At 62.2% G+C, this 19372-nt stretch carries 13 protein-coding genes and 2 pseudogenes; 1 reads left to right on the forward strand and 14 read right to left on the reverse strand.

The features are described 5' to 3' along the window. Window positions 1-26: 26 nt before the first annotated feature. The 14 genes and pseudogenes from hdeD-GI to MFLA_RS06010 all read right to left on the reverse strand — a co-directional run bounded on the left by hdeD-GI (window position 27) and on the right by MFLA_RS06010 (window position 18299). A complete protein-coding gene (hdeD-GI, locus tag MFLA_RS05945; RefSeq protein WP_011479385.1) occupies window positions 27-638 on the reverse strand; it encodes a heat resistance membrane protein HdeD-GI in 612 nt (203 codons plus the stop codon). Between the two features lie 96 nt (window positions 639-734). Next, complete coding sequence (yfdX2, locus tag MFLA_RS05950) at window positions 735-1622, reverse strand: heat resistance protein YfdX2 (RefSeq protein WP_011479386.1); 888 nt, start codon at window positions 1620-1622, stop codon at window positions 735-737. 102 nt (window positions 1623-1724) lie between these two features. Next, a pseudogene (gene yfdX1, locus MFLA_RS05955) lies at window positions 1725-2638 on the reverse strand (heat resistance protein YfdX1). A gap of 22 nt (window positions 2639-2660) precedes the next feature. Then, a pseudogene (gene hsp20-GI / locus MFLA_RS05960) lies at window positions 2661-3119 on the reverse strand (small heat shock protein sHSP20-GI). A gap of 87 nt (window positions 3120-3206) precedes the next feature. Beyond that, entirely contained in the window at window positions 3207-5024 is a 1818-nt protein-coding gene (gene ftsH, locus MFLA_RS05965; RefSeq protein WP_011479390.1) for an ATP-dependent zinc metalloprotease FtsH, read from the reverse strand. Between the two features lie 27 nt (window positions 5025-5051). Further along, a complete protein-coding gene (cls, locus tag MFLA_RS05970; RefSeq protein ID WP_011479391.1) occupies window positions 5052-6482 on the reverse strand; it encodes a cardiolipin synthase in 1431 nt (476 codons plus the stop codon). A 17-nt stretch (window positions 6483-6499) separates the two neighbouring features. Then, window positions 6500-9349, reverse strand: coding sequence for a heat shock survival AAA family ATPase ClpK (clpK, locus tag MFLA_RS05975; RefSeq protein ID WP_011479392.1), 2850 nt, complete (start codon window positions 9347-9349; stop codon window positions 6500-6502). A 95-nt stretch (window positions 9350-9444) separates the two neighbouring features. Further along, on the reverse strand, window positions 9445-10014 hold the full coding sequence (locus MFLA_RS05980) for an Hsp20/alpha crystallin family protein (protein ID WP_011479393.1): 570 nt from the start codon (window positions 10012-10014) through the stop codon (window positions 9445-9447). Window positions 10015-10046: 32 nt separating this feature from the next. Further along, on the reverse strand, window positions 10047-10328 hold the full coding sequence (locus MFLA_RS05985) for a helix-turn-helix transcriptional regulator (protein WP_011479394.1): 282 nt from the start codon (window positions 10326-10328) through the stop codon (window positions 10047-10049). A gap of 227 nt (window positions 10329-10555) precedes the next feature. After that, window positions 10556-10828 carry a hypothetical protein gene (locus MFLA_RS14850; protein WP_211923503.1) on the reverse strand — a complete coding sequence of 91 codons (273 nt, stop codon included), beginning with the start codon at window positions 10826-10828 and terminating at the stop codon, window positions 10556-10558. A 1108-nt stretch (window positions 10829-11936) separates the two neighbouring features. Next, the gene (locus tag MFLA_RS05995) at window positions 11937-12299 is read right to left on the reverse strand and encodes a M48 metallopeptidase family protein (protein ID WP_011479396.1); all 363 of its coding nucleotides are present in this window, start codon (window positions 12297-12299) and stop codon (window positions 11937-11939) included. Continuing rightward, entirely contained in the window at window positions 12296-15238 is a 2943-nt protein-coding gene (locus tag MFLA_RS06000; protein WP_011479397.1) for a type I restriction endonuclease subunit R, read from the reverse strand. The genes MFLA_RS05995 and MFLA_RS06000 overlap by 4 nt, the downstream gene beginning before the upstream one ends. Further along, window positions 15235-16461 carry a restriction endonuclease subunit S gene (locus tag MFLA_RS06005; protein WP_011479398.1) on the reverse strand — a complete coding sequence of 409 codons (1227 nt, stop codon included), beginning with the start codon at window positions 16459-16461 and terminating at the stop codon, window positions 15235-15237. Before MFLA_RS06005 ends, MFLA_RS06000 begins: the two co-directional genes overlap by 4 nt. Then, window positions 16458-18299 carry an N-6 DNA methylase gene (locus tag MFLA_RS06010; protein ID WP_048811583.1) on the reverse strand — a complete coding sequence of 614 codons (1842 nt, stop codon included), beginning with the start codon at window positions 18297-18299 and terminating at the stop codon, window positions 16458-16460. The genes MFLA_RS06005 and MFLA_RS06010 overlap by 4 nt, the downstream gene beginning before the upstream one ends. A gap of 87 nt (window positions 18300-18386) precedes the next feature. On the opposite strand from MFLA_RS06010, the gene MFLA_RS06015 reads away from it, so the two are divergent. Continuing rightward, the gene (locus MFLA_RS06015; RefSeq protein WP_011479400.1) at window positions 18387-18896 is read left to right on the forward strand and encodes a hypothetical protein; all 510 of its coding nucleotides are present in this window, start codon (window positions 18387-18389) and stop codon (window positions 18894-18896) included. Window positions 18897-19372: the final 476 nt, after the last annotated feature.

Here is a 19372-nt window from a genome sequence, read left to right on the forward strand (position 1 = left end):
TCCATAGAATTTAGTTTGACCCGCTCTTATCCCTGGCGCGTTTTGCGAAGACGCCAACTCAAGAGCAGAAGCGTGACACCATAGACTGCCGCATAGAAGCCCAACAGCCAGCCTGCGGCCAGGAATGACTCGACCGGACGGGAAAAAAATATCCACAAGACGATAGCGCCAAGGACAATCGAGAGCAGTCCACTGAAGGCAAGCCAGATTTCACCCTTGATTTCTTGACGCAGCCGAACGGCGGCGGATATCTCCAGCACACCGGTGAAAATCGCCCAGAACCCCACGCTAGCCCATAAAAAAGAAGCCATGACCATCGTGGCGACCCAAGGAGCAACCAGGACGACGACGCCGGTAAGTATGCCGACAATGCCGCTGAACAGCAGCCAGCCCCAGCGCTCTTTTTTCTGGATATGGCGCACCGCTGCAACCAAGTTGAAAGCGCCATTGACCAAGGAAAATGCGCCGAACACTAAGGTCATGGCCAACAGAGCCGATTGTGGCATCCAGAACGCAAGGGCTGCGAAAATCAATGCCAAGACGCCGCGCAACGCAAAAATCCACCAATTTTCGGTCAATGAACACAGTGTTTTGGTGGGCTCATCCGCACTGGAATCGGTGATGGTGTCTATATTCATGCTATATCTCCTAAAGATCTAATGGGGTGAAAAAGCAAACATTCCTGAGCCAAGAGAGGGGCGCGACGCGCCCCTCTTACGCCCTATCCAGCGGTTTCAGAACAACTTGGACAGCTTTGCCTTGATTTCATCGAGCCAGCCTTTTCCGCCGCCTCCCCCAGCCGTCTTTTGCTTGACTTTCTTGAGTTCAGCATACAGGGGCTCAAAGTCCTTCTTCTTTCCATAGCCCAGCAGTTCTGCCATTTCCAACTGCTGCCGCGCTTCGTTCAATAATGTCGCCAGGCGCTCATTGGACGCTTCGCTCCGCTGACCATCTTCTACCAAGGGCTCGGCGCGCTTCAGGAGCAGCTTCGCACGCAGGACGGGCAGCGGAAGCACGCTGCGCTCCTCGACCAGCGTGCTGAGCGCTGACTGCAGCGCGGCTTTGGCTTCTTCGATCTTGCCCTGATCGATCAGCGGCACGACTGCCTTCACGGCTGCGGGATAGGACGCCAGAGGGATGTTGGTGACCACGATCACGATTTCACTGGCCAGCAAAGCCAGCACGTGACGTGCCTGTTGCACCTCGCCATGTTTGAGGGCATCCAGCGCCTCGTCGATCATCGCCTCAATGGTTTCCGTGTTGGCGAACAAGTCGTGCACGATGGTGCGCACATCAACGGGGGCCAGGGCGAGCGTGGGTTCGCGCGCGACGATCAGCTCCAGCTTTCCCGTCACTTCGGCCAGCATTGCCACTGCGCGTGCAGTGTCCTTGCCGTCAAGTGCGGCCAGCGCTGATTTGGTCAGCGCCAAGGCCGAGACGGCCTCATCGAGGACTTGTTTACGTTTGTCTGCCGCCTGCGAGTCCGTTTCTTTCTGAACCTCAGGCTGTACCTCCGTGACGACGTCAGGCTTGGCCTCTGGACTGACAGGAAGGCTGCTTACCGCGGCCTGTTCGTTTATTTCTTTGGCCGTCGCATTGGGATTCGATGTTTGCTCGTTCATGGTGATATGCCTCGTATGAGTTAGTGAAAATAGGCGAATCTATTGGGGCTGACTGCGAACATCGCGAGACTGACCGACCGAACAGTCGGCCCCATCATAACCTCAAAACAGCTTTTGGAGGCGCGTCTTCAACTCGTCGAACCATCCCTTGCCGCTTTTGCCACCAGCCGACTTTTGCTCAATGGACTTCACCTGATCGAAGATGGGTTTGAAGTCCTCCTTCTTGCCATAACCCAGAATTTGCGCCAGCTCGATCTCCGTGCGCACGGACGACAGCAAGGTGCTGAGCTCCTCGTTCTGCTTGGCATCGCGCTTGTCGGTCTCGGCCAGCTTTTCAGCTTTTTCCATCGCGGCTTCGGCCCGTAGCATGGGCAGAGGAAAGGCGACCGAGGTCACCACCAGCGTGTTCAGTGCTCGGGCGAGTTCCGCTTTGGCGTTGTCGATCTTGCCGCTGTCGATGAGCCGTGCGGCCGACTTGATCGCAGCCGGGTACGTTGCCATCGGCAGGTTGTCGGTTTCGATCACGATTTCGCTGGCCAGATTGGCGACGATGGGCCGGGCCTTTTGCACCTCGCCATCACCCAACAACTCCCGAGACAACTTGACCGCTTTCTTCACCGATTCCACGTTGGCGTGGATATCGTGGGTGATGACGCGTACATCGACCGGCGCCAAAGCAAGTTTGGCGTCGCGTGCCAATACCAGTTCCAGCTTTCCGCTGGCCAGTTCCAGCGCAGCGAGCGCCTCCTTGGTCTTCTTTGCATCAAGGAGGGTCAAAGCCTCCTGGGTCTTGGTGAGCGCCGTGATGGCGTCCTGAGTGAGCTCAGCACGCTTTTTTTCGGCTTCCCGGGCGACCTGTCATCTACCTGTGGCTGCGCCGCCTTGGATGCGGCAGAGGGTGCTGCAGCACCTGGGCTAGAACCTGCCGCCGATTGGGCCAGAGCCGGTCCGCTCAGTCCGACGACGACCGCCAGGGCAAGTGCGGAGAAGGTTGATTGGGGCTGTTTGATATTCATGATCTTGGGCTCCTAATTAAAGTTAGTTGACTGAGATTTCAATCTGTTTCGGTTTGGCTTGCTCGGCCTTGACAAGCCGCACTTCCAGCGCGCCGTCTTTCATCGAAGCCGTCACCTTGGTCGGATCAACGTTGTCAGGCAAGACAAAGCTGCGCACAAAGCGGCCATACGCACGTTCGATGCGGTGGAACTTCTTGCCCTGCTCCTCTTTTTCCAGTTTGCGCTCGCCGCTGATGGTGAGCACGCCGTTTTCCGCGCTGACGCGCACGGCATCCTTGGGGACCTACGGCAGATCCAGTTTGAGGATGAATGCGTTCTCATCCTCGCTGATGTCCACCATTGGCGCCCAGTCCGCCGTGGTCATGGCTTCGTTGCCGGTACGGGCGCCCTGTCGCTGGGGTGTCCGTCCCAACATCGTCGCCAGGCGGTCTTGCAATTCATCCAGTTCCCGGAAGGGGTCCCACGGAGTCAATGCAGACATATCGGTTCTCCTTGAACAATGCCGACGAATTGGATGACGCACTGAACAGAGCCGTCGGTTTACTCTGAATGGCTCTTACTACAGTTTTCAGTTCCGAACAAGTCCTTGAGTCAATTGACGGATATCGCTTTCGTCGAGCGTTTCCCGCGCCAGCAGCTCGCGCGCACAGCGCTCCAGCACTTCTCGGTTGATTTCGAGAATTCGGTATGCACGATCAAACACACCCATCACGATGTCGCGGATGGCCTGATCGATGCGCGCCTGGGTCGATTCGGCCACCCGGCAGCCGCCTTGGGCCAGTTCCGGTGTATCGAGAAAGCGGGGCCGCTGCGCCTCGAAGGCGATGTAGCCCAGTCCTTCGTCCATGCCAAAGCGGGTGATCATGTCGCGGGCAATGTCGGTGGCCCGTGCGAGGTCATCGGCAGCCCCGGTGGACAGCTCGCCGAACACGAGCTTCTCGGCCGCACGACCGCCCAGCAGCACGGCGATCTTGTGTTCCAGATCGGCGCGCGTCATCAGGAAGCGGTCTTCGGTGGGGCGTTGCAGCGTGTAGCCCAGCGCGCCGATGCCGCGCGGGATGATCGAGATCTTGTGCACGGGGTCGGTGCCGGGCAGCGCCAGCGCCACCAGCGCATGGCCCATCTCGTGATAGGCCACGGTTTCCCGCTCCTTGGGATTGAGCACTCGGTTCTTCTTCTCCAGGCCCGCCACGATGCGCTCGATGGCGGCGGTGAAATCCTGCAACTCCACGGCGGACGCTTTGCGCCGGGTCGCGGCCAGCGCGGCCTCGTTGACCAGGTTCGCGAGGTCTGCACCCGAAAAGCCCGTGGTCAGCGCAGCCACCTGTTCGAGATCGATATCCTGAGCCAGCGTCACCTTCTTGACGTGGACTTTCAGGATGTCCAGCCGTCCCTTCTTGTCGGGCCGGTCCACCAGCACCTGACGGTCGAAGCGACCGGCGCGCAGCAGCGCCTGGTCGAGGATTTCGGGGCGGTTGGTGGCGGCGAGGATGATCAGCCCGACCGAGCTGTCGAAGCCGTCCATCTCCGTGAGCAGCTGGTTGAGGGTCTGCTCGCGCTCGTCATGGCCGCCGATGGGGCCGCCGATGCCGCGCGCGCGGCCCAGCGCATCGAGCTCGTCGATGAAGATGATGGCCGGCGCCTGCCCGCGGGCCTGCTCGAACAGGTCGCGCACGCGCGCTGCACCCACGCCGACGAACATCTCGACGAACTCCGAGCCTGAGATGGAAAAGAACGGTACCCCGGCCTCGCCCGCCACGGCCTTGGCCAGCAGGGTCTTGCCCGTGCCGGGCGGGCCAACCAGCAACACACCTTTCGGGATGCGCGCGCCGAGGCGGCCGTAATCCTGCGGGTTTTTCAGGAAATCGACGATCTCAACCAACTCCGCCTTGGCTTCATCGACGCCAGCGACATCGGCAAAGGTCACGCCAGTGTTCTTCTCCATGAATACCTTGGCACGGCTCTTGCCGATGCTCAGGAAGCCACCCATGCCCTGCTTCTCGGCGAAGCGGCGGAACAGGAAGAACCAGACGCCGAAGAAGGCCACCGCCGGCAGAATCCAGGAGAGCACATCACGCAGCCAGGTGCTTTCCACCACCCGCGCATAGGGCACGTCGTACTTGGACAGCCGCTCGGCCAGGTCGGGTTCGACACGGGTGGCCACGATGGTGGTCTTGCCCCGGCTGTCCGGCGATTTCAGGCGCCCGGTGACCGTGCGGTCCGACACCAGCACTTCGGCGACGCGCCCCTCGGCCAGCGCCTTCTCGAATTCGCTGTAGGGCACGGGCTCGACGGTCTTGGCCGCCTGCCAGTAGTTCTGCAGCGTCAGCAGCAACAGGCCGGCGACGATCCAGTAGCCAATGTTCCATTGATCTTTCTTTTCCATGGGCAATGTTCCTCGCAAGTCGTGCCGCTAGAGAATGGGGGTGAACAGACGGGCCACCCCGTCGCGCAAGCGGATGGCCAGCGGGCGGGCGCGCAACGCCTTCGCCGATATCTCGCCCGACGCATCACGAGCGGCATCAAAAAGGGATTCCAGCCGCGTAGACAGCGCGGTGTCGTACACCTCCACATTGAACTCGAAGTTGAGGCGCAGGCTGCGCGCATCCCAATTGGCAGAACCCAGGCAGCACCACTGGCCGTCTATCAGCATCAGCTTGCTGTGGTCGAACGGGCCAGGCCGTTCGAAGATGCGTACACCGTGCTCCAGCACCTGCCAGTAGTGGGCGCGCGCGGCCCATTGCACCGTGGGATGGTCGCCGTTTGCGGGCGTCAGCACCTCGACGCGCACGCCGCGCAACGCGGCCGTGCTCAGCGCCGCGATCATCGGCTGATCGGGCACGAAGTAAGGTGTCCAGATGCGCACCGAATGCTTCGCCGCGCTCAAAGCGCCCATGAAGGTCCAGCGCATCCTGTCCAGGGCCTCATCGGGACCGGCCTCGATGCCGCGCGCCCAAGAGGTTCCTTGCTCATCAGCCGTTGCGGGCGGTTCGCCCCAGAAACCCTTGCTGAGCCGCTCGCCCGTGGTATCGCACCAATCATCGGTGAAGCACCGCATCAGATGCGCAACCACCGGCCCGCGCAGACGAAAGTGCAAATCGTGACAGGCCTGCTCCGGCGCATCGGGCCGCCAATACGGGCTGAAGATGTTCATGCCGCCGGTGAAACCCGTCTCGCCATCGATCACCAGCAGCTTGCGGTGATTGCGCAGATGCGCGGCATGCAGGCGCGCGGGAATCAACGTCGGGTTGAACGTCGCCGCCGGAACGCCGGCGCGTTGCAAGGCGCGGTAAGCGCTGCGGGGCCTCCAGCGGGCATAGACGTCGTCGATCAGCACCCGCACTTGCACGCCGCGCTCATGAGCCCGGCGCAGCGCATCGACGAACTGCGCCCCGATGCCTTGGCTGTCGAAGATGTACGAAGCCAGCGCGACGCTGTGCCGCGCCGACTCGATGGCAGCGAGCATGGCCGGGTAGGCCTGCTCGCCATCGACGAGCGGCTCGATGCGGTTGCCGCTGGTCAGCGACTGGCCGGTGGCACGTCCCACCAGGTGCGCCAGGCCGGCAAACGGCGCCGATACGGCCTGGGGCATCGTAGGCGCGAGGTCCTGCTGAACAGCAGGATCTGCCCCCGGGAAGAGCCGCCGCGCGCGCCGCTGGTAGCGGTTAATACCGAACAGCAAGTACAACAGCGAACCGCCCAGCGGCAACAGAGCGATCAGCAGCACCCACAGCGTGGCCGAGCGCGGGTCACGCTTGTAGATGACCGCGTGCCCCGCTGTGGGGATAGCGACCGCCAGCGACACGAGGGTGGCTGCCCATGTCAGCACGTTGGGGTCGGACACGACAGCCTCCCCATGACTCAAGATTCGCCGCCCGCTGACTTCTTCTTGCGCGCAGGCTTGCTCGCGTCGCTCGGCGGCGTCTCGGCCACGTTCGCGGCATCGGGCTTCTCAGGCTCGGCCGGCCTCGCGGGTGGCTCCTTGCGCTCGAAAATCACCCGCTCGGCCTTGTCATCCCAGCGGGCGCTGGCGTGATCGCCCTTGCCGATGCCGCCACCCAGCATCTCGCGCGCCAGAGCAGTTTCCAGCTCGCTGCGGATCAGCCGCTTGAGCTCGCGCGCGCCGAACTCGGGCTTGTAGCCTTCCTCCGCGAAGTGATCGATCAAGGTCTGATCGAAGGTCAGCGTCACGCCCTGGCTGGCGGCGTTGCGGGCCACACGATCGAGCTGCAGGCCGACGATATGGCGGATCTCCTCCTTGCCCAGCGCATGGAAGACGATGATCTCGTCGATGCGGTTGAGGAACTCGGGGCGGAAGTGTCCGCGCAGCACGTCCATCACCTCGGCCTTGGTCTTCTCGTATTCCTCGCCGGCGGCGCCACGGGCCTTCAGCCGACGCTGGATGATGTCCGAGCCCAAGTTCGAGGTGGCGATGATGATGGTATTGGTGAAATCCACCACCCGGCCCTTGCCGTCGGTGAGCCGCCCGTCGTCGAACACCTGCAGCAGGATGTTGTAGACGTCGGGGTGAGCCTTCTCGATCTCGTCCAGCAGCAACACGCTGTAGGGTTTGCGCCGCACCTTCTCGGTGAGCTGGCCGCCCTCGTCGTAGCCCACATAACCCGGAGGCGCCCCCACCAGGCGTGCCACGGTATGGCGTTCCCCGTACTCGGACATGTCGATGCGCAGCAGCGCACCTTCATCGCCATAGATGGACTCGGCCAGCGCCTTGGCGAGCTCGGTCTTGCCCACGCCGGTCGGCCCAAGGAACAGGAAAGTCGCCACCGGCTTGCTGCCTTCGCGCAGGCCCGCGCGCGACAACCGCACGGCATCGGCCACCGCGCGCACCGCTTCGTCCTGGCCCACCAGGCGCTCGTGCAGCCGCTGCTCCAGATGCAGCAGCTTCTCGCGTTCTTCCACCGTCAGCTCGTTGACCGGAATGCCGGTCAGGCGCGAGACGATCTGCGCGACATGCTCGGCCTTGACTTCGGCGCTGCCCGAGGCGCGCTCGCGTTCCCATTCCTCGACGAGCTTCTTGAGTTCGGCTTCCTTGGCCTCGATGCGCTTGCCAAGTTCAGCAGCCTTGTCGTACTGCTTGCGTGCCGCCACATAGTCCTGCTCACGCCGCAGCTGGTGCAGTTCGGACTCCAGCTCTTGCACCGCCACCGGGCGCGCCGTGGCCGACAGCTTCACGCGTGCGGCCGCCTGGTCGAGCAGGTCGATGGCCTTGTCAGGCAAAAAGCGCGCGGTGATGTAGCGGTCCGACAACTCGGCGGCGGCGATGATCGCATCCTCGGTGATGCTGACCTTGTGGTGCGCCTCGAAGGTGTCGCGCAGGCCGCGCAGGATCATCATGGTCTGCGCTACCGTCGGCTCGGGCACCATCACCGGCTGGAAGCGACGCTCCAGCGCGGCGTCCTTCTCGATGTACTTCTGATACTCGTTGAGCGTGGTAGCGCCGATCAGGTTCAGTTCGCCGCGCGCCATCATCGGCTTGAACACGTTGGCCACGTCCAGCCCGCCTTCGCCGCCACCCTGGCCTGCACCGACGATGGTGTGCACCTCGTCGATGAAGAGAATCAGCTCGCCCTGGTGCTCGGTCACTTCCTTGAGCACCTTCTGCACGCGCTCCTCGAACTCGCCGCGGTACTTGGCGCCGGCCACCATGGCGTTGATGTTGAGTTCGACCAGACGCTTGTCGCGCAGCGTCTCGGGCACTTCGCCGGCGACCATGCGCTGCGCCAGCCCTTCGACGATGGCGGTCTTGCCGACGCCGGGCTCGCCGATCAGCACCGGGTTGTTCTTCTTGCGCCGGGCCAGCACTTCGATGGTCGTCTCGATCTCCTGCGCGCGGCCGATGACCGGATCGAGCTTGCCCTCGCGCGCCATCTTGGTGAGGTCGCGCGAATACTTGTCGAGTTCCGGCGTGTTGGTCGGCGTCGAGGCGCGGCCATCCTCGGCCCCTTTGCCGACCACCTTGCTTACCTGCTGGCGCAGCGCTTGCGGCGTGAGGCCGTAACGGCGCAGCAGGTTGGCCGCCAAACCTTCGCCTTCCTCGGCGAGCCCGATCAGGAAATGCTCTGGCCCGACATAAGAGTGGCCGAGTTCGTTGGAGGCCACGAAAGCACGGCTGAGCGCGTCCTTGACCCGGGGCGACACGCCGATCTCGCCCTCGAACGGCTTATCGCCGCGCTTGGCTTCGGATTCGATCTGGCGCTTGAGGTCATCGACCTTGATCTTGAACTGCCCCAGGATGGTCTTGACCACGTCGCTGTCGGATAGCGCCAGCAGCAGGTGTTCGGTATCGACTTCGGCGCGCCCGAACTCTGCAGCGTGTCGGGCGGCCTCCTGCAATAGGGCCTCGGACTGTTCGCTGATACGGCTGGCGAGCCCACTGCCGCGACGGCGCGAGGTGCCCGTACCGGCCGGGGCGGGTTCGCCGAACGAGGCATCGACCACCTCGTCGGTATCGGCCGCCATGGACCGCGCGTCGTCACCGATGCGGAAGAAGTCGCTGCCAAGGAAGTCTTCGAACAGCCCGCTGCGCGAGCCGAACAAGGCTTCCAGCGGTGAGACGGTGCGCTTTTGCTGGCGCACCAGTTGGCGATAGTGATCGTCACACAACAGCATGGTGCTGTGGCGACCATTGAGATTGGCTTCCACCCGCACCGTGGCGGGCTGGCCGCAGACTTGGCATTGTTTTCTGACCATGCTGATGCTCCTTGAGAGGACTGATTTGACGAGGCGCCGAAGGTCACGGCGCCTCGACCTTCACCTGGTTTTTTCGGAGGACGAGCCGATCGGCGTCAGCCGTTGATCGGGATCGAGCGCCCCTGCTTGGGCGTACTGGCCTCGCGCTTTTCCATCGTGATCGTGAGCACGCCGTTCTTGAAAGCGGCCTTGATCGTGTCCTGGTTGGCATCGGCCGGCAGGTTCAGAGCGCGCTGAAAGCTGCCGTAGGAGCGCTCCACCCGGTGGAAACCACCGTCTTTGCTTTCCTGCTCCTGACGCTTTTCACCGCGCACCAGCAGCACGTCGTTGTCGAGCGTGATCTGGATGTCCTTTTCCTCTACGCCGGGAACCTCCAAAGAAATCTTGTACTGCTTGTCGGTTTCCTGGATGTCCAGCGCCGGTTTCAGCAGGCCCGGCCACTCCGACGGCCAGCGTGGCATGGCCAGCGTCGGGAAACCGAAGCCTCGAAACGCGTCGTCGAACAGGCGATCGATCTCGCGATGCAATTGCAGGATGGGACTGACGGGCCCACCCGCCACCGGCAGGTCATTGCGCTGCACCGGCAGCGAGACAGTGCTCTGTTGTTCTTCCTGCTCCTTTTTGAACCAGTTCCAGGGAGCCAATTTCTTGAAATCAATGTCCATGTCATACCTCCAGAAATCAATTGAAGACTCACTCAATCCGTTTGCCTGCGGCTATGGATAGCGCGCCCAGGCAACACGGGATGTTTCGCTGACTTCGGCTGCTCATCTGTGCGTATCACCTCCTTCTTTCTGCCTGCTTGGATCTGATCATTGATCCATTGATCGATTTCACTTTGACGAAACCGCCACGTCCCGCCGAGCTTGAAGGCCGGAATTTCCCCGTGCGCGGCGAGCCGGTAAAGCGTCCGCTTGCCGACCTTTAAGTAGGTAGCCAACTCGTCGAGTGTGAAGATCGCCTGCTGGCGCGCTGTCATACCCCCCCCACAAGTTCCGTCTTCGTGCAGCCTCGCTCGAGGAAGTTCTTGCAAGACTTTGCAATATTTTGCGCCTAACATGCAGAAAGTCAAGAGCCAACACCCAGCGATTTGCTGGCCGATTGATGTGACTCAAATCTTCAAGGACGGTATGCCAGGGCGGGCCGGTCCGGCGCAGGGGACGGTGGGTTGATCGGGACCTTGCGGGCGCCGCCCACGGCCGCAGATCAAACACCGATCCTCACGTTGTAACCGAGCGCCCGCAGCCCCTTGCTCGTCCGCATGTTCCTTGGTGGATACTCGTCTGGGCGCGCCCAGCCGACAATTTCCCCGAGGCTGCTCAGACCAATGTGTGGAATTGCCCAGTCGTCGCTGCGGATCGCGTTCCAGAGCCGGGCTGAAACACTTCCGTTGCCCCAGACGACGTAGTTCAACAGCTCAAGCACCGTCCGCCCTTCGCGAGATCGCTGCCGCCAGAGCCACTCGCCGAACTTTTCCACCTTGTCGTCGCCGGCCTGCGGTCGGTCGGGCAAGCCTAAGTGCTCGTTTTCCTGCTTGATGGCGTGGTCTCGGATCGCGTGCACCCGGGAAACGGCATCCACGAACTCCTGCTCGGTCAATTTGAGAATGCGATCGCGTGCCAGCAGCTCACGCAGCCGGGGCGACCACTCGTAAATGGTGCGTTCTTCAAACGAGTGGTCGAAGTCGGCGTCATGCCACCACTCCAGCGCGTCGCGCAGCGCCAGCTCAGGGTTCTTCGAGTTCCTGTCGAAGAACTCCTCGTAAGGATGACGGTTTCCATCCTTGACCTGCTTGTAGTAATAGGCGTGCAGGAACTGATCCGCTTGAACGCCGGGAGCCACCGACGCATCGATCCAGGCGGGCTTGGCACCCGGTGCCGCAACCCTGGACGCGATGGATCGCATCACCTGCAGCGTGTCGTTCCAGTCCTGCTCGAACTTCTGGAAGCGCTTCTCAGACGATCGCTTCGTGTCGACAAACACCAGACCGTGGTTCTTCGGCAGCAAGCGGTCCTTGTCGAACTGCTGCTCAAGTCCGTATTCGCGCTTCGACAACTCAGACCGCCGGTCCGCCAAGCGCAGCTGCTCCTGGTAGATCTCCTTGGTCAGAGGCCGGGCACGGTCATCCACTTCCTCAAAGAAGCGCTGCAGCTCACGCTCCATACCCGTTTCGACGAGTTCGTCGTGGGGCAGAAAGGTGCCCGCTTCGATGTTCGATATCCAGGCCCGGTCAGACAGGTTGGCAGACCCGATGTAGGCACCGGCATCCACCCACCAGATGATCTTGGCGTGCAGGATGTCGGGCACGAGCTTGCAGTCGTAGTTCGGGCTGGCCTTATCCAGAAACCACTTCAAAACGGCGGGATCGACAGCCACCGTGTGGTCGTAGCGGCCAAAGAACTCCAGGGGCTTCAGGTGCTGCGCGCAGGCCTCGAACAACTTCATGTTGTCGCGGCTGGCGTAAGCGACGGCCGCGCGAACGCGCGTGCAGGATTCAATCACCTCGCCCAGCAGGTTTTGTAGCAGTTGTTTGTTGAGCGGGCCGGCGATGAAGCGCATTGCAGCAGATCCTTTTGTTATTGCATCGTCATCGGGCATGACCGCTCGGTTTGCGGGAGAGCCGCTCAACGGATGCGCCATCTGCATCGCCTATCTGGCGTTGCTCGATCGTGCGCCAACCCGGGACATGTGCACTCATCAGCGCCTTGAACATCCTCCCGTGGTTCGCGTAACGCAGATGAAGCAGTTCATGAACGATGACGTAATCCTGGAAAGGCTCATCCTGGTCGAGCAAGTCAGTGGCCAAGGTGACGGTTCCCGCCGATGAACAGGAACCCCACTTCCTGCGCATCTCCTGCACCCGAACCACGCGGGGATTCACCTTCAACTTGACCGCCCAGGCCAGTGCGCGGCGTCGCAAGTCCTGCGCCGGGTACAGGGACGATTTCATTCGCCACCCTCCGTGAGCAGCAAACGCACAACGAGATCGACGACCCGTGCCCGCTCGTCCTGCGCCAGCGCGAGGAGGGGCTTGTAGAGCGACGCACGGAGCCGTCGCTGCTCGTCGGCGTTGACCGAGGCATTCGGGAAACGCCCGAGCAACTCTTCGGCATCCTTGGCCAGTGTCATGGGGTCGATGCCCGCTGCCTTGACGGCCGCATCCTCACGCAGTACCCAGGCGACTGCAAAGGCACGAGCAGACAGGCCGCTGTCGCGCGCCGCCTTCATGGCCGCTTCCTTCTCGGCAGCCAACGCCGCCAGTTGGTCCATCGCCGCCAGACCGGTCGTCTTGCGCTCTTCCAGATCCTTCAGGATGCGCTCGGCACGATCTTTCAGCGGTTGCAGCACCGGTGCTGCGGCAGGGTCCTCGTCAATCTCGTGCTGCAGACCGCGCACAAGGTTGAACACTTTGCCCTCATCGGTCCCATCCTCACTGCGCAATGACTTCAGGGTCGCCACATCAAAGGTCACGGTCTTGGTCAATCGTCCAAGACCATGTTGCTCGGCGCTTTCCTCGATCAGACGCCGCGTCTTGTAGGCCAGGTCAGCCACGAACCCGACTTTTTCGGCGTAAGCATTGCGCACGGCCGCATAGAGCTGACTGAGCTGCTTGTAGGTCGCGATGTGGTCACGCAGCGCCGGGTCGGGCGAGAGGATCTCCCACAGCGCCTCGACCTCCTTGTAGCTCTCGAAGAAGGTCTTACGCGCCTCGGGCGTCAGGAAGCGTCCGAACACCAGGCGCTCCAGCCGCTCGTCGGGGGTGCCGCCGGCGTCTGACTCCAGGTAGTCCTTCTTGGCCTGCTCGATGCGTTGCAGGAAGTCCTGCAGCAGCACGTCGAGGTCCTCAATCACGCCGCTGACGTCGCTGGAATCGAACTGCAGCGCCTTTTTTAGCTCGCGCAGCACACCGACAAAGTCGACCACCAAGCCGACGCGCTTCTGCACACCGTTCGCGTCTACATAAGGCCGGTTCACCCGTGCAATCGACTGCAGCAGGACATGGTCGCGCATCGGCTTGTCGAGGTACAAGCAGTAAAGCGGCGGCGCGTCGTAGCCCGTGAGTAGCTTGTCAGTGACGATCAGGATCTTCGGGTTCTCGGTGGGCTTCTTGAACAGCAAGCGCACCTGCTCTTCGGCGTCGTCTGAGAGCTGCAACTCGGCCACCAGCGGCCGATCCACCACATCGGCGGAGTTCTCGGTGTAGACCGGCGCGCTCCACTCGGGTGGCAGATGCTTGTCCAGCGCCTTCTTGTACTTGGCACAGGCCTCGCGGTTCACCGCCACCACGAAGGCCTTGTAGCCCAAGGGCAGCACGTTCTCCTTGAAGTGCTCGGCGATGAAGGCCGAAACCTTCTCGATCCGGTCGTCGGCCGTGAGGAAGGTGCGCAGGCCGACCGCGCGGTCGAGCACCTTGTTCAGTTCCTCGACATCGGTCACGCCCTCGCCCTCGGCCAGCGCGAAGAACTCCTTGTCCAGCCGTTCGGCCGGCACCGTCATCTCGCTGGGCGCCATCACGTGTTTGATCGGCAGGGTGGTCTCGTCCTCGATGGACTCCTTGATCGAGTACTTGTCCAGGTAGCCCTGTTCGTCCTCCCGGCCGAAGATCTTGAACGTACCTTCGCCTTGCGACGTGCGCGCAATCGGCGTGCCGGTGAAACCGATGATGGTGGCCTTCGGCACGGCCGCCATCAGATAGGTGCCGAGGTCCTTGGCGACCGACCGGTGCGCTTCGTCGATGAACACGTAGACGTTGTCGCGCAGGCAGCTGTCTTTGCGGATGGCCTCGAACTTGTGGATCATCGAGATAATCAGGCCGCGAAAGTCGGCGTCCAGCAGGGACTGAAGTTCGGCCTTGTTGTTGGCCCGCCGGACCGCGATGTCCTGGCTCTGCATCTCGCCGAGCAGGCGCTCGACCCAGCCCTTCAACTGACCTTCCAGCTCGGTGCGGTCCACCACCAGCACCACCGTTGCGTTGGCGAAGCGCGCCTTGTCCTCCAGGATCAGGCGAGCGGCGGTCAGCAGGGTGAAGGTCTTGCCCGAGCCCTGGGTGTGCCAGATGAGGCCACGTGTCTTCGTCGGGTCGGCGCAGCGGTTCAGGATGGCCTCACAGGCGCGCCGCTGGTGCTGGCGCAGCACCGACTTGCGCGTCTCGCCGTCCTGCACGTAGAACAAGATCCAGTGCCGCAGGGTGCGCAGGAAGTCGGTCGGCTCGAAGAAGGCTTGCACCGCAAAGCGGTAGGTTTCCTCCGGCGCCTGTTTCCAGCGCGCCATGTCGCGCCGGTTGGCGTTCCAGGTCACGCCGTACCAGTAATCGAGCAGGTGCGTCACGTTGAACAACTGGGCCGTCGCCAGCAGCTCCGGCGTTTCGAGCTCGTAGCGGCGCAGCTGCTTGATGGCGCGCTCGATGGCGTCGCCGTCCTTCGGGTTCTTGTGCTCGACGATGACCACCGGCACGCCGTTGACGACGAACATCACGTCGGCCCGGTTGCCCTTGCGCGCGGGCGGCTTGATCTTCCACTCCCAGGTCACATGGAAGACGTTATCCGCCACGTGCTCGAAGTCGATCACCGTCACTGGTCGATGGCGCTTCTCGGTCTCGTCGTACCACTGGCGTTCGCCGCGCAGCCAGGCCAGCAGCTCGCGGTTGCCCTCGATGGTGGCCGGCAGCGCGTCCAGGGTTTCCACCACCGAGCGCACGGCGTCGGCGGACATCCAGGGGTTGAACGCGGCGAGTTTGGCTTCCAGTACGTCGCGGAAGAAAGCTCCTGCCTCACCGCCTCGCTTCGCGCGTGCATCATCCGGCGTAATTGCCGTCCAGCCGATCTCTACCGCGTGCTTCACCATCGGGAACTGCACTGTGCCCGCTTCGCTGATCTTGAGCGTACTCATGCCGTGGCCTCCTCGTGTTGCGTCGAGGCCGGGGACAGCGCCGACAGATCCAGATCCGATACGGCTATCTCGCCAGTCATCAGTTTGCGCAGCAGAGATTCGAAGAGTTCCTCCAACACTTCGCACTTCGTCTGGTGTAGGTCGATCTTTCGGTCGAGGGTATGGAGTATGGTCACGATGTCCTTGGCCTCGTCCGGATCGCTCGGGCAAGCAACCTTGAAGGTCTCCACATCGTTCAGATTCAATGTCATCGTTCCGTGCGCTGATGGAACGATCTGGCTAAGCAGCCTCTCTTTACCGGCATAGATTGCGGATCGTAAGAACTGCCCGGAGTATTCCCCACGCGTCACCAGGGCTTTGACGTCCTGGTTGAAAGCCATCGCTCGGTTGATCACCGCGACCGGGAGGTCTTTCGCCAGACCCATACCACGAACCAGAAGAAGAACAGCGCCCTCAGGCGCAAGACGGCTTCCCGCCTCCACACCTGCAGCCGACACATGATCGATAGCGTCATCGAGTGCCGGACGCTTCAGATCCTTGCCTGACACCCAAGGGATGTCGCCATTCCAATACTCCGTCACTGACTTTCGAGGCGTTCCACCGCTCCAGATTTCGCAGAGTTCGAGGATCGTTCGCGGGCTCCAGCTTTCTGGCATCAGCCCGATCTCAGTCTCCTTTTGTGCTTCTGCTCGCAGGCCACGACTGAATAGCTCGCCCAATGTCGCGCGCTTGAGTTCTTGCAGCATGTCCAGCAGCGACGACTGCTGAACCAGCGCCGATTCGGTTTGACGCAACACGGCGGCGATCGCTTTCTGCTCTCCGTCGCTTGACGGATAAGAAATCTCCTTCTCCTTGAGGATGGTGAAGTGTCGGTTGTAGCCACGCGCGGGCAAGTCAACCGCACGGCAGGCGTAGAAAAAGAATAGCGGGTCGATGCCTGGCTTCGGGCGTAACAGTTGGGTTCCGTCCGCGCCGCGCGCAAACGGCGTATCTAGAAACTTGAATACACGCGTGTGGTCACCGAAAACGATCAACGGAAGCGGTGTGTCGATGACGGCGCTTTCGTCATCGGTCCAGCCTGCAATCGGCTCTTGCCCTTGGTCGATGACTGGGAAACGACCAGACGGCTTGTAGTCCCGGGATTGAATCTTGGCCTTGCCTGTGACCGATACCGGGACAAGGCAATCAGCGACCGATTCGGTGGCCCACGATTCGACTGTCATGCGTCCCCCGTCTTTGCCAAAGGGCGCAGCAGTTGCAGCAGGCCGGATGTCAAGCTGGCATCCTCTTCGTTGAGCTGTTCGAGTGCTCTAAGGAGATTAGGAATCGAGCCGATTTCCGCGTCGCCGTTCTGCCCCACCCACCGACTCGGACTCAGGTTGTAATCCGCCTCCCGCGCTTGCTCGGTGGTGATGACCGCAAGCTCGCCCTCCACCGGCTCGCCCTTGAGGTACATCGCCGCCAGCGGCCGGATGTCTTCCTCCGGCAGGTAGTTCTTGGGCCGGCCCTTCTTGAAGCGGCGACTGGCGTTGAGCAGGACGATCTTGCCCTTGCGCGCGGCGGGCTTGCGCCTGGAGAGCACGACGATGACGCCGGCGGCGGTGGTGTTGTAGAAGAGGTTCTCCGGCAGCAGGATCACGCCGTCGATCAAATCCTGCTCGACGAACCATTTGCGGATGGTGCGTTCCTTGTCCTCGTTCTTGGAGCCGGAACCGCGCGTGACGGCACCGGTGTCCAGCACCACCGCGGCGCGCCCGTGGTCGTTCATGCAGGCCAGCGTATGCTGCAGCCAGGCCCAGTCTCCCTTGCCGCTGGTGATGCCACCCGCTGTGCGGAAGCGGTCGAACGGATCGTTGGCGAACAGGTCCGCCGCGAACGGCTGATTCCACATGGGGTTGGCCACCACGATGTCGTGCCCGCGAATCTTGCCGCTGGCCTCGCGAAACTTGGGGTTGATCATGGTGTCGCCGCGCGCCAGCTCCACCTCCATGTCGTGGATGATGGCGTTCATCTGCGCCACGGCGTAACTCTCGGCCTGTAGCTCCTGGCCCGAAAGCTTGAGCGGCACGCGGCTGGTGGGGTCGAGTTCGCGGGCGACGAGCTGGAGCTTGATCAGCAGCCCCGCCGAGCCGCAGGCGTAGTCGTGGCAGGTCTCACCGGGCTTGGGCCGCAGGATGTGCGCCATCAAGAAGCCGACCTCAGTCGGCGTGAAGAACTCGCCCGCACTCTGGCCGGAGCCTTCGGCGAACTTGCGCAGCAGGTATTCGTAGGCGCGGCCAAGGAAGTCGGGCTGCACGTCGGCGAGGCCGAGGCGATAGCGCGGGTCAGAGAAGGTTTCGACCACGCCGCGCAGCTTGGCCGGGTTGATGTCCCGCTCGCCGTTGCGCTCGGCGGCGAAATCCACCACGTCGATCACGCCGGAGAGCGTCGGGTTCTGCTTGACCACGGCGCGCACTGCTTTGGTCAGGTGCTCGCCGATGTCCCGGGGCGCGGTCGGACGACCACGGTCATCGAGCGGCCAGTCGAACGATTCACGCCCGCTGATCACCGCCCAACGGGCCTCCGGTGGAAGGTAGAAACGCAGCAGCGAGTGGTCCGACTCGGCAATCTCCAGGGCGGTGGCTCGGTCGCCATACTCCTCGGCCAGCCGCTCGATCTCGTCGTCAAAAACGTCGGACAACCGCTTAAGGAAGAGCAGCGGCAGCAGGTAATCCTTGAACTTGGCCGCATCCTTTTCGCCCCGGATCGAGCAGGCGGCGTCCCAGAGCATCTGCTCCATCGGCTTGGTGGTGGGCGCAACCGCCACCCGCCCAGTGCGACGCCGGGTCACCTGAGCAGCTGCTTCAGCAGGCCGGGGGCTTTCAGCACCCTCGACCCCGGCCTCTCGCGCCAGCGCGAGGATGGTCTCCTGCGCGGCACGCTGGGGCTTATTACCGCCGCCTTCCCATCGGTTGACCGTGGCAAAGGAGACACCCAGGCGCTCGGCGAGCTGCTCCTGAGTCAGGTTGAGGGCCGCACGGGTGGCGCGGAGTATCGCTGGAAAATCGTTTTGTTTTGTCATGTCTGCTATGTTTGTTATATTCTGCTTACTTGTCAAGCAGAATTTGGCGATGGGGTGCACCACCGCCTCCGGAATAGGAGATCAGGCATGAGCGGGAACCGATGGGACACGGCTGGCGTGCCTCACAAGGGGTGGACGTGCGTTGACGTCGTCGACTTGCGAGCCGATGGCGGTCCGGCAGACGAAACCGATTACGCCACCTGCCAGATGTGCGGCAACGAGAAGATCCGCTACGTCCACATCATGGAGCATCCGGATCTGGACGAGCACTTCGACGTCGGGTGCGTCTGCGCCGGGAAGATGAGCGACGACTACGAGGGACCGAGGCGCCGCGAGGCAAGGCTGCGTAACCGGGCGGCGCGCCGGACCCGCTGGCTGCAGCGCAAGTGGCGGGTCTCCGCCAAGGGGAACAGCTTCCTCAACCTCGAAGGCTACAACCTGGTGGTCTATCCGACGAAGACGAAGCGCTGGGGCTTCAAGATCGGGGACCGATTCGGTCCGAGGACATACCCGACAGCCAACGAAGCCAAGCTGGCGCTGTTCGATGACTTCTGGGCGGCGACCCAGGATGATGACCGACTGTGGTCATCTGACTGATCTGCGGACGCGGGTTCAATTCCGCAAACGGGAATCGAACCGGCGTCCTGCACGATGCACTTGTCTGGTGACCCCGGCCGGGCAGAACTGGTAGGATTGTTGGCAGTTGGGACTGGATTCCGCACCTTTCCGCAGGAGTTCGCAGCGGTTCTAAGGCGCTGAGTTACACAGGTTTGGCGCAGGGTTCCACCCCACCGAAACTCCGCAAACTGTTCGATCCTGTTCGCAGGAACCCGCAGGAGTTCGAAATAGTCCGCACGGCCTCACGGTAAGCTGTTGATTTTGAACAACCCGCTTGATCAGTCCGCGCTTGCGGACTGCGGACTTCCAATGAGCCGGAAATCTGGCTCACCCAGACGGCTCTCGGTACCGACACGTTGCAAACAATCGGTACTTCTCGATAACGACCCGACGAATCGGAACATCTCAGCTAGCCCTGATGTTGCCCCTGCTTGCTGACGCGGCTTGGTAGTTCT

This window comes from Methylobacillus flagellatus KT (genome assembly GCF_000013705.1).
GTDB lineage: Bacteria > Pseudomonadota > Gammaproteobacteria > Burkholderiales > Methylophilaceae > Methylobacillus > Methylobacillus flagellatus.

Bases quoted from the DNA above. Each gene is read 5' to 3' on its own strand.
- hdeD-GI (WP_011479385.1), bottom strand. From the start codon at position 638: ATGAATATAGACACCATCACCGATTCCAGTGCGGATGAGCCCACCAAA.
- yfdX2 (WP_011479386.1), bottom strand. From the start codon at position 1,622: ATGAACGAGCAAACATCGAATCCCAATGCGACGGCCAAAGAAATAAAC.
- ftsH (WP_011479390.1), bottom strand. From the start codon at position 5,024: ATGGAAAAGAAAGATCAATGGAACATTGGCTACTGGATCGTCGCCGGC.
- clpK (WP_011479392.1), bottom strand. From the start codon at position 9,349: ATGGTCAGAAAACAATGCCAAGTCTGCGGCCAGCCCGCCACGGTGCGG.
- MFLA_RS05980 (WP_011479393.1), bottom strand. From the start codon at position 10,014: ATGGACATTGATTTCAAGAAATTGGCTCCCTGGAACTGGTTCAAAAAG.
- MFLA_RS05985 (WP_011479394.1), bottom strand. From the start codon at position 10,328: ATGACAGCGCGCCAGCAGGCGATCTTCACACTCGACGAGTTGGCTACC.
- MFLA_RS05995 (WP_011479396.1), bottom strand. From the start codon at position 12,299: ATGAAATCGTCCCTGTACCCGGCGCAGGACTTGCGACGCCGCGCACTG.
- MFLA_RS06000 (WP_011479397.1), bottom strand. From the start codon at position 15,238: ATGAGTACGCTCAAGATCAGCGAAGCGGGCACAGTGCAGTTCCCGATG.
- MFLA_RS06005 (WP_011479398.1), bottom strand. From the start codon at position 16,461: ATGACAGTCGAATCGTGGGCCACCGAATCGGTCGCTGATTGCCTTGTC.
- MFLA_RS06010 (WP_048811583.1), bottom strand. From the start codon at position 18,299: ATGACAAAACAAAACGATTTTCCAGCGATACTCCGCGCCACCCGTGCG.
- MFLA_RS06015 (WP_011479400.1), top strand. From the start codon at position 18,387: ATGAGCGGGAACCGATGGGACACGGCTGGCGTGCCTCACAAGGGGTGG.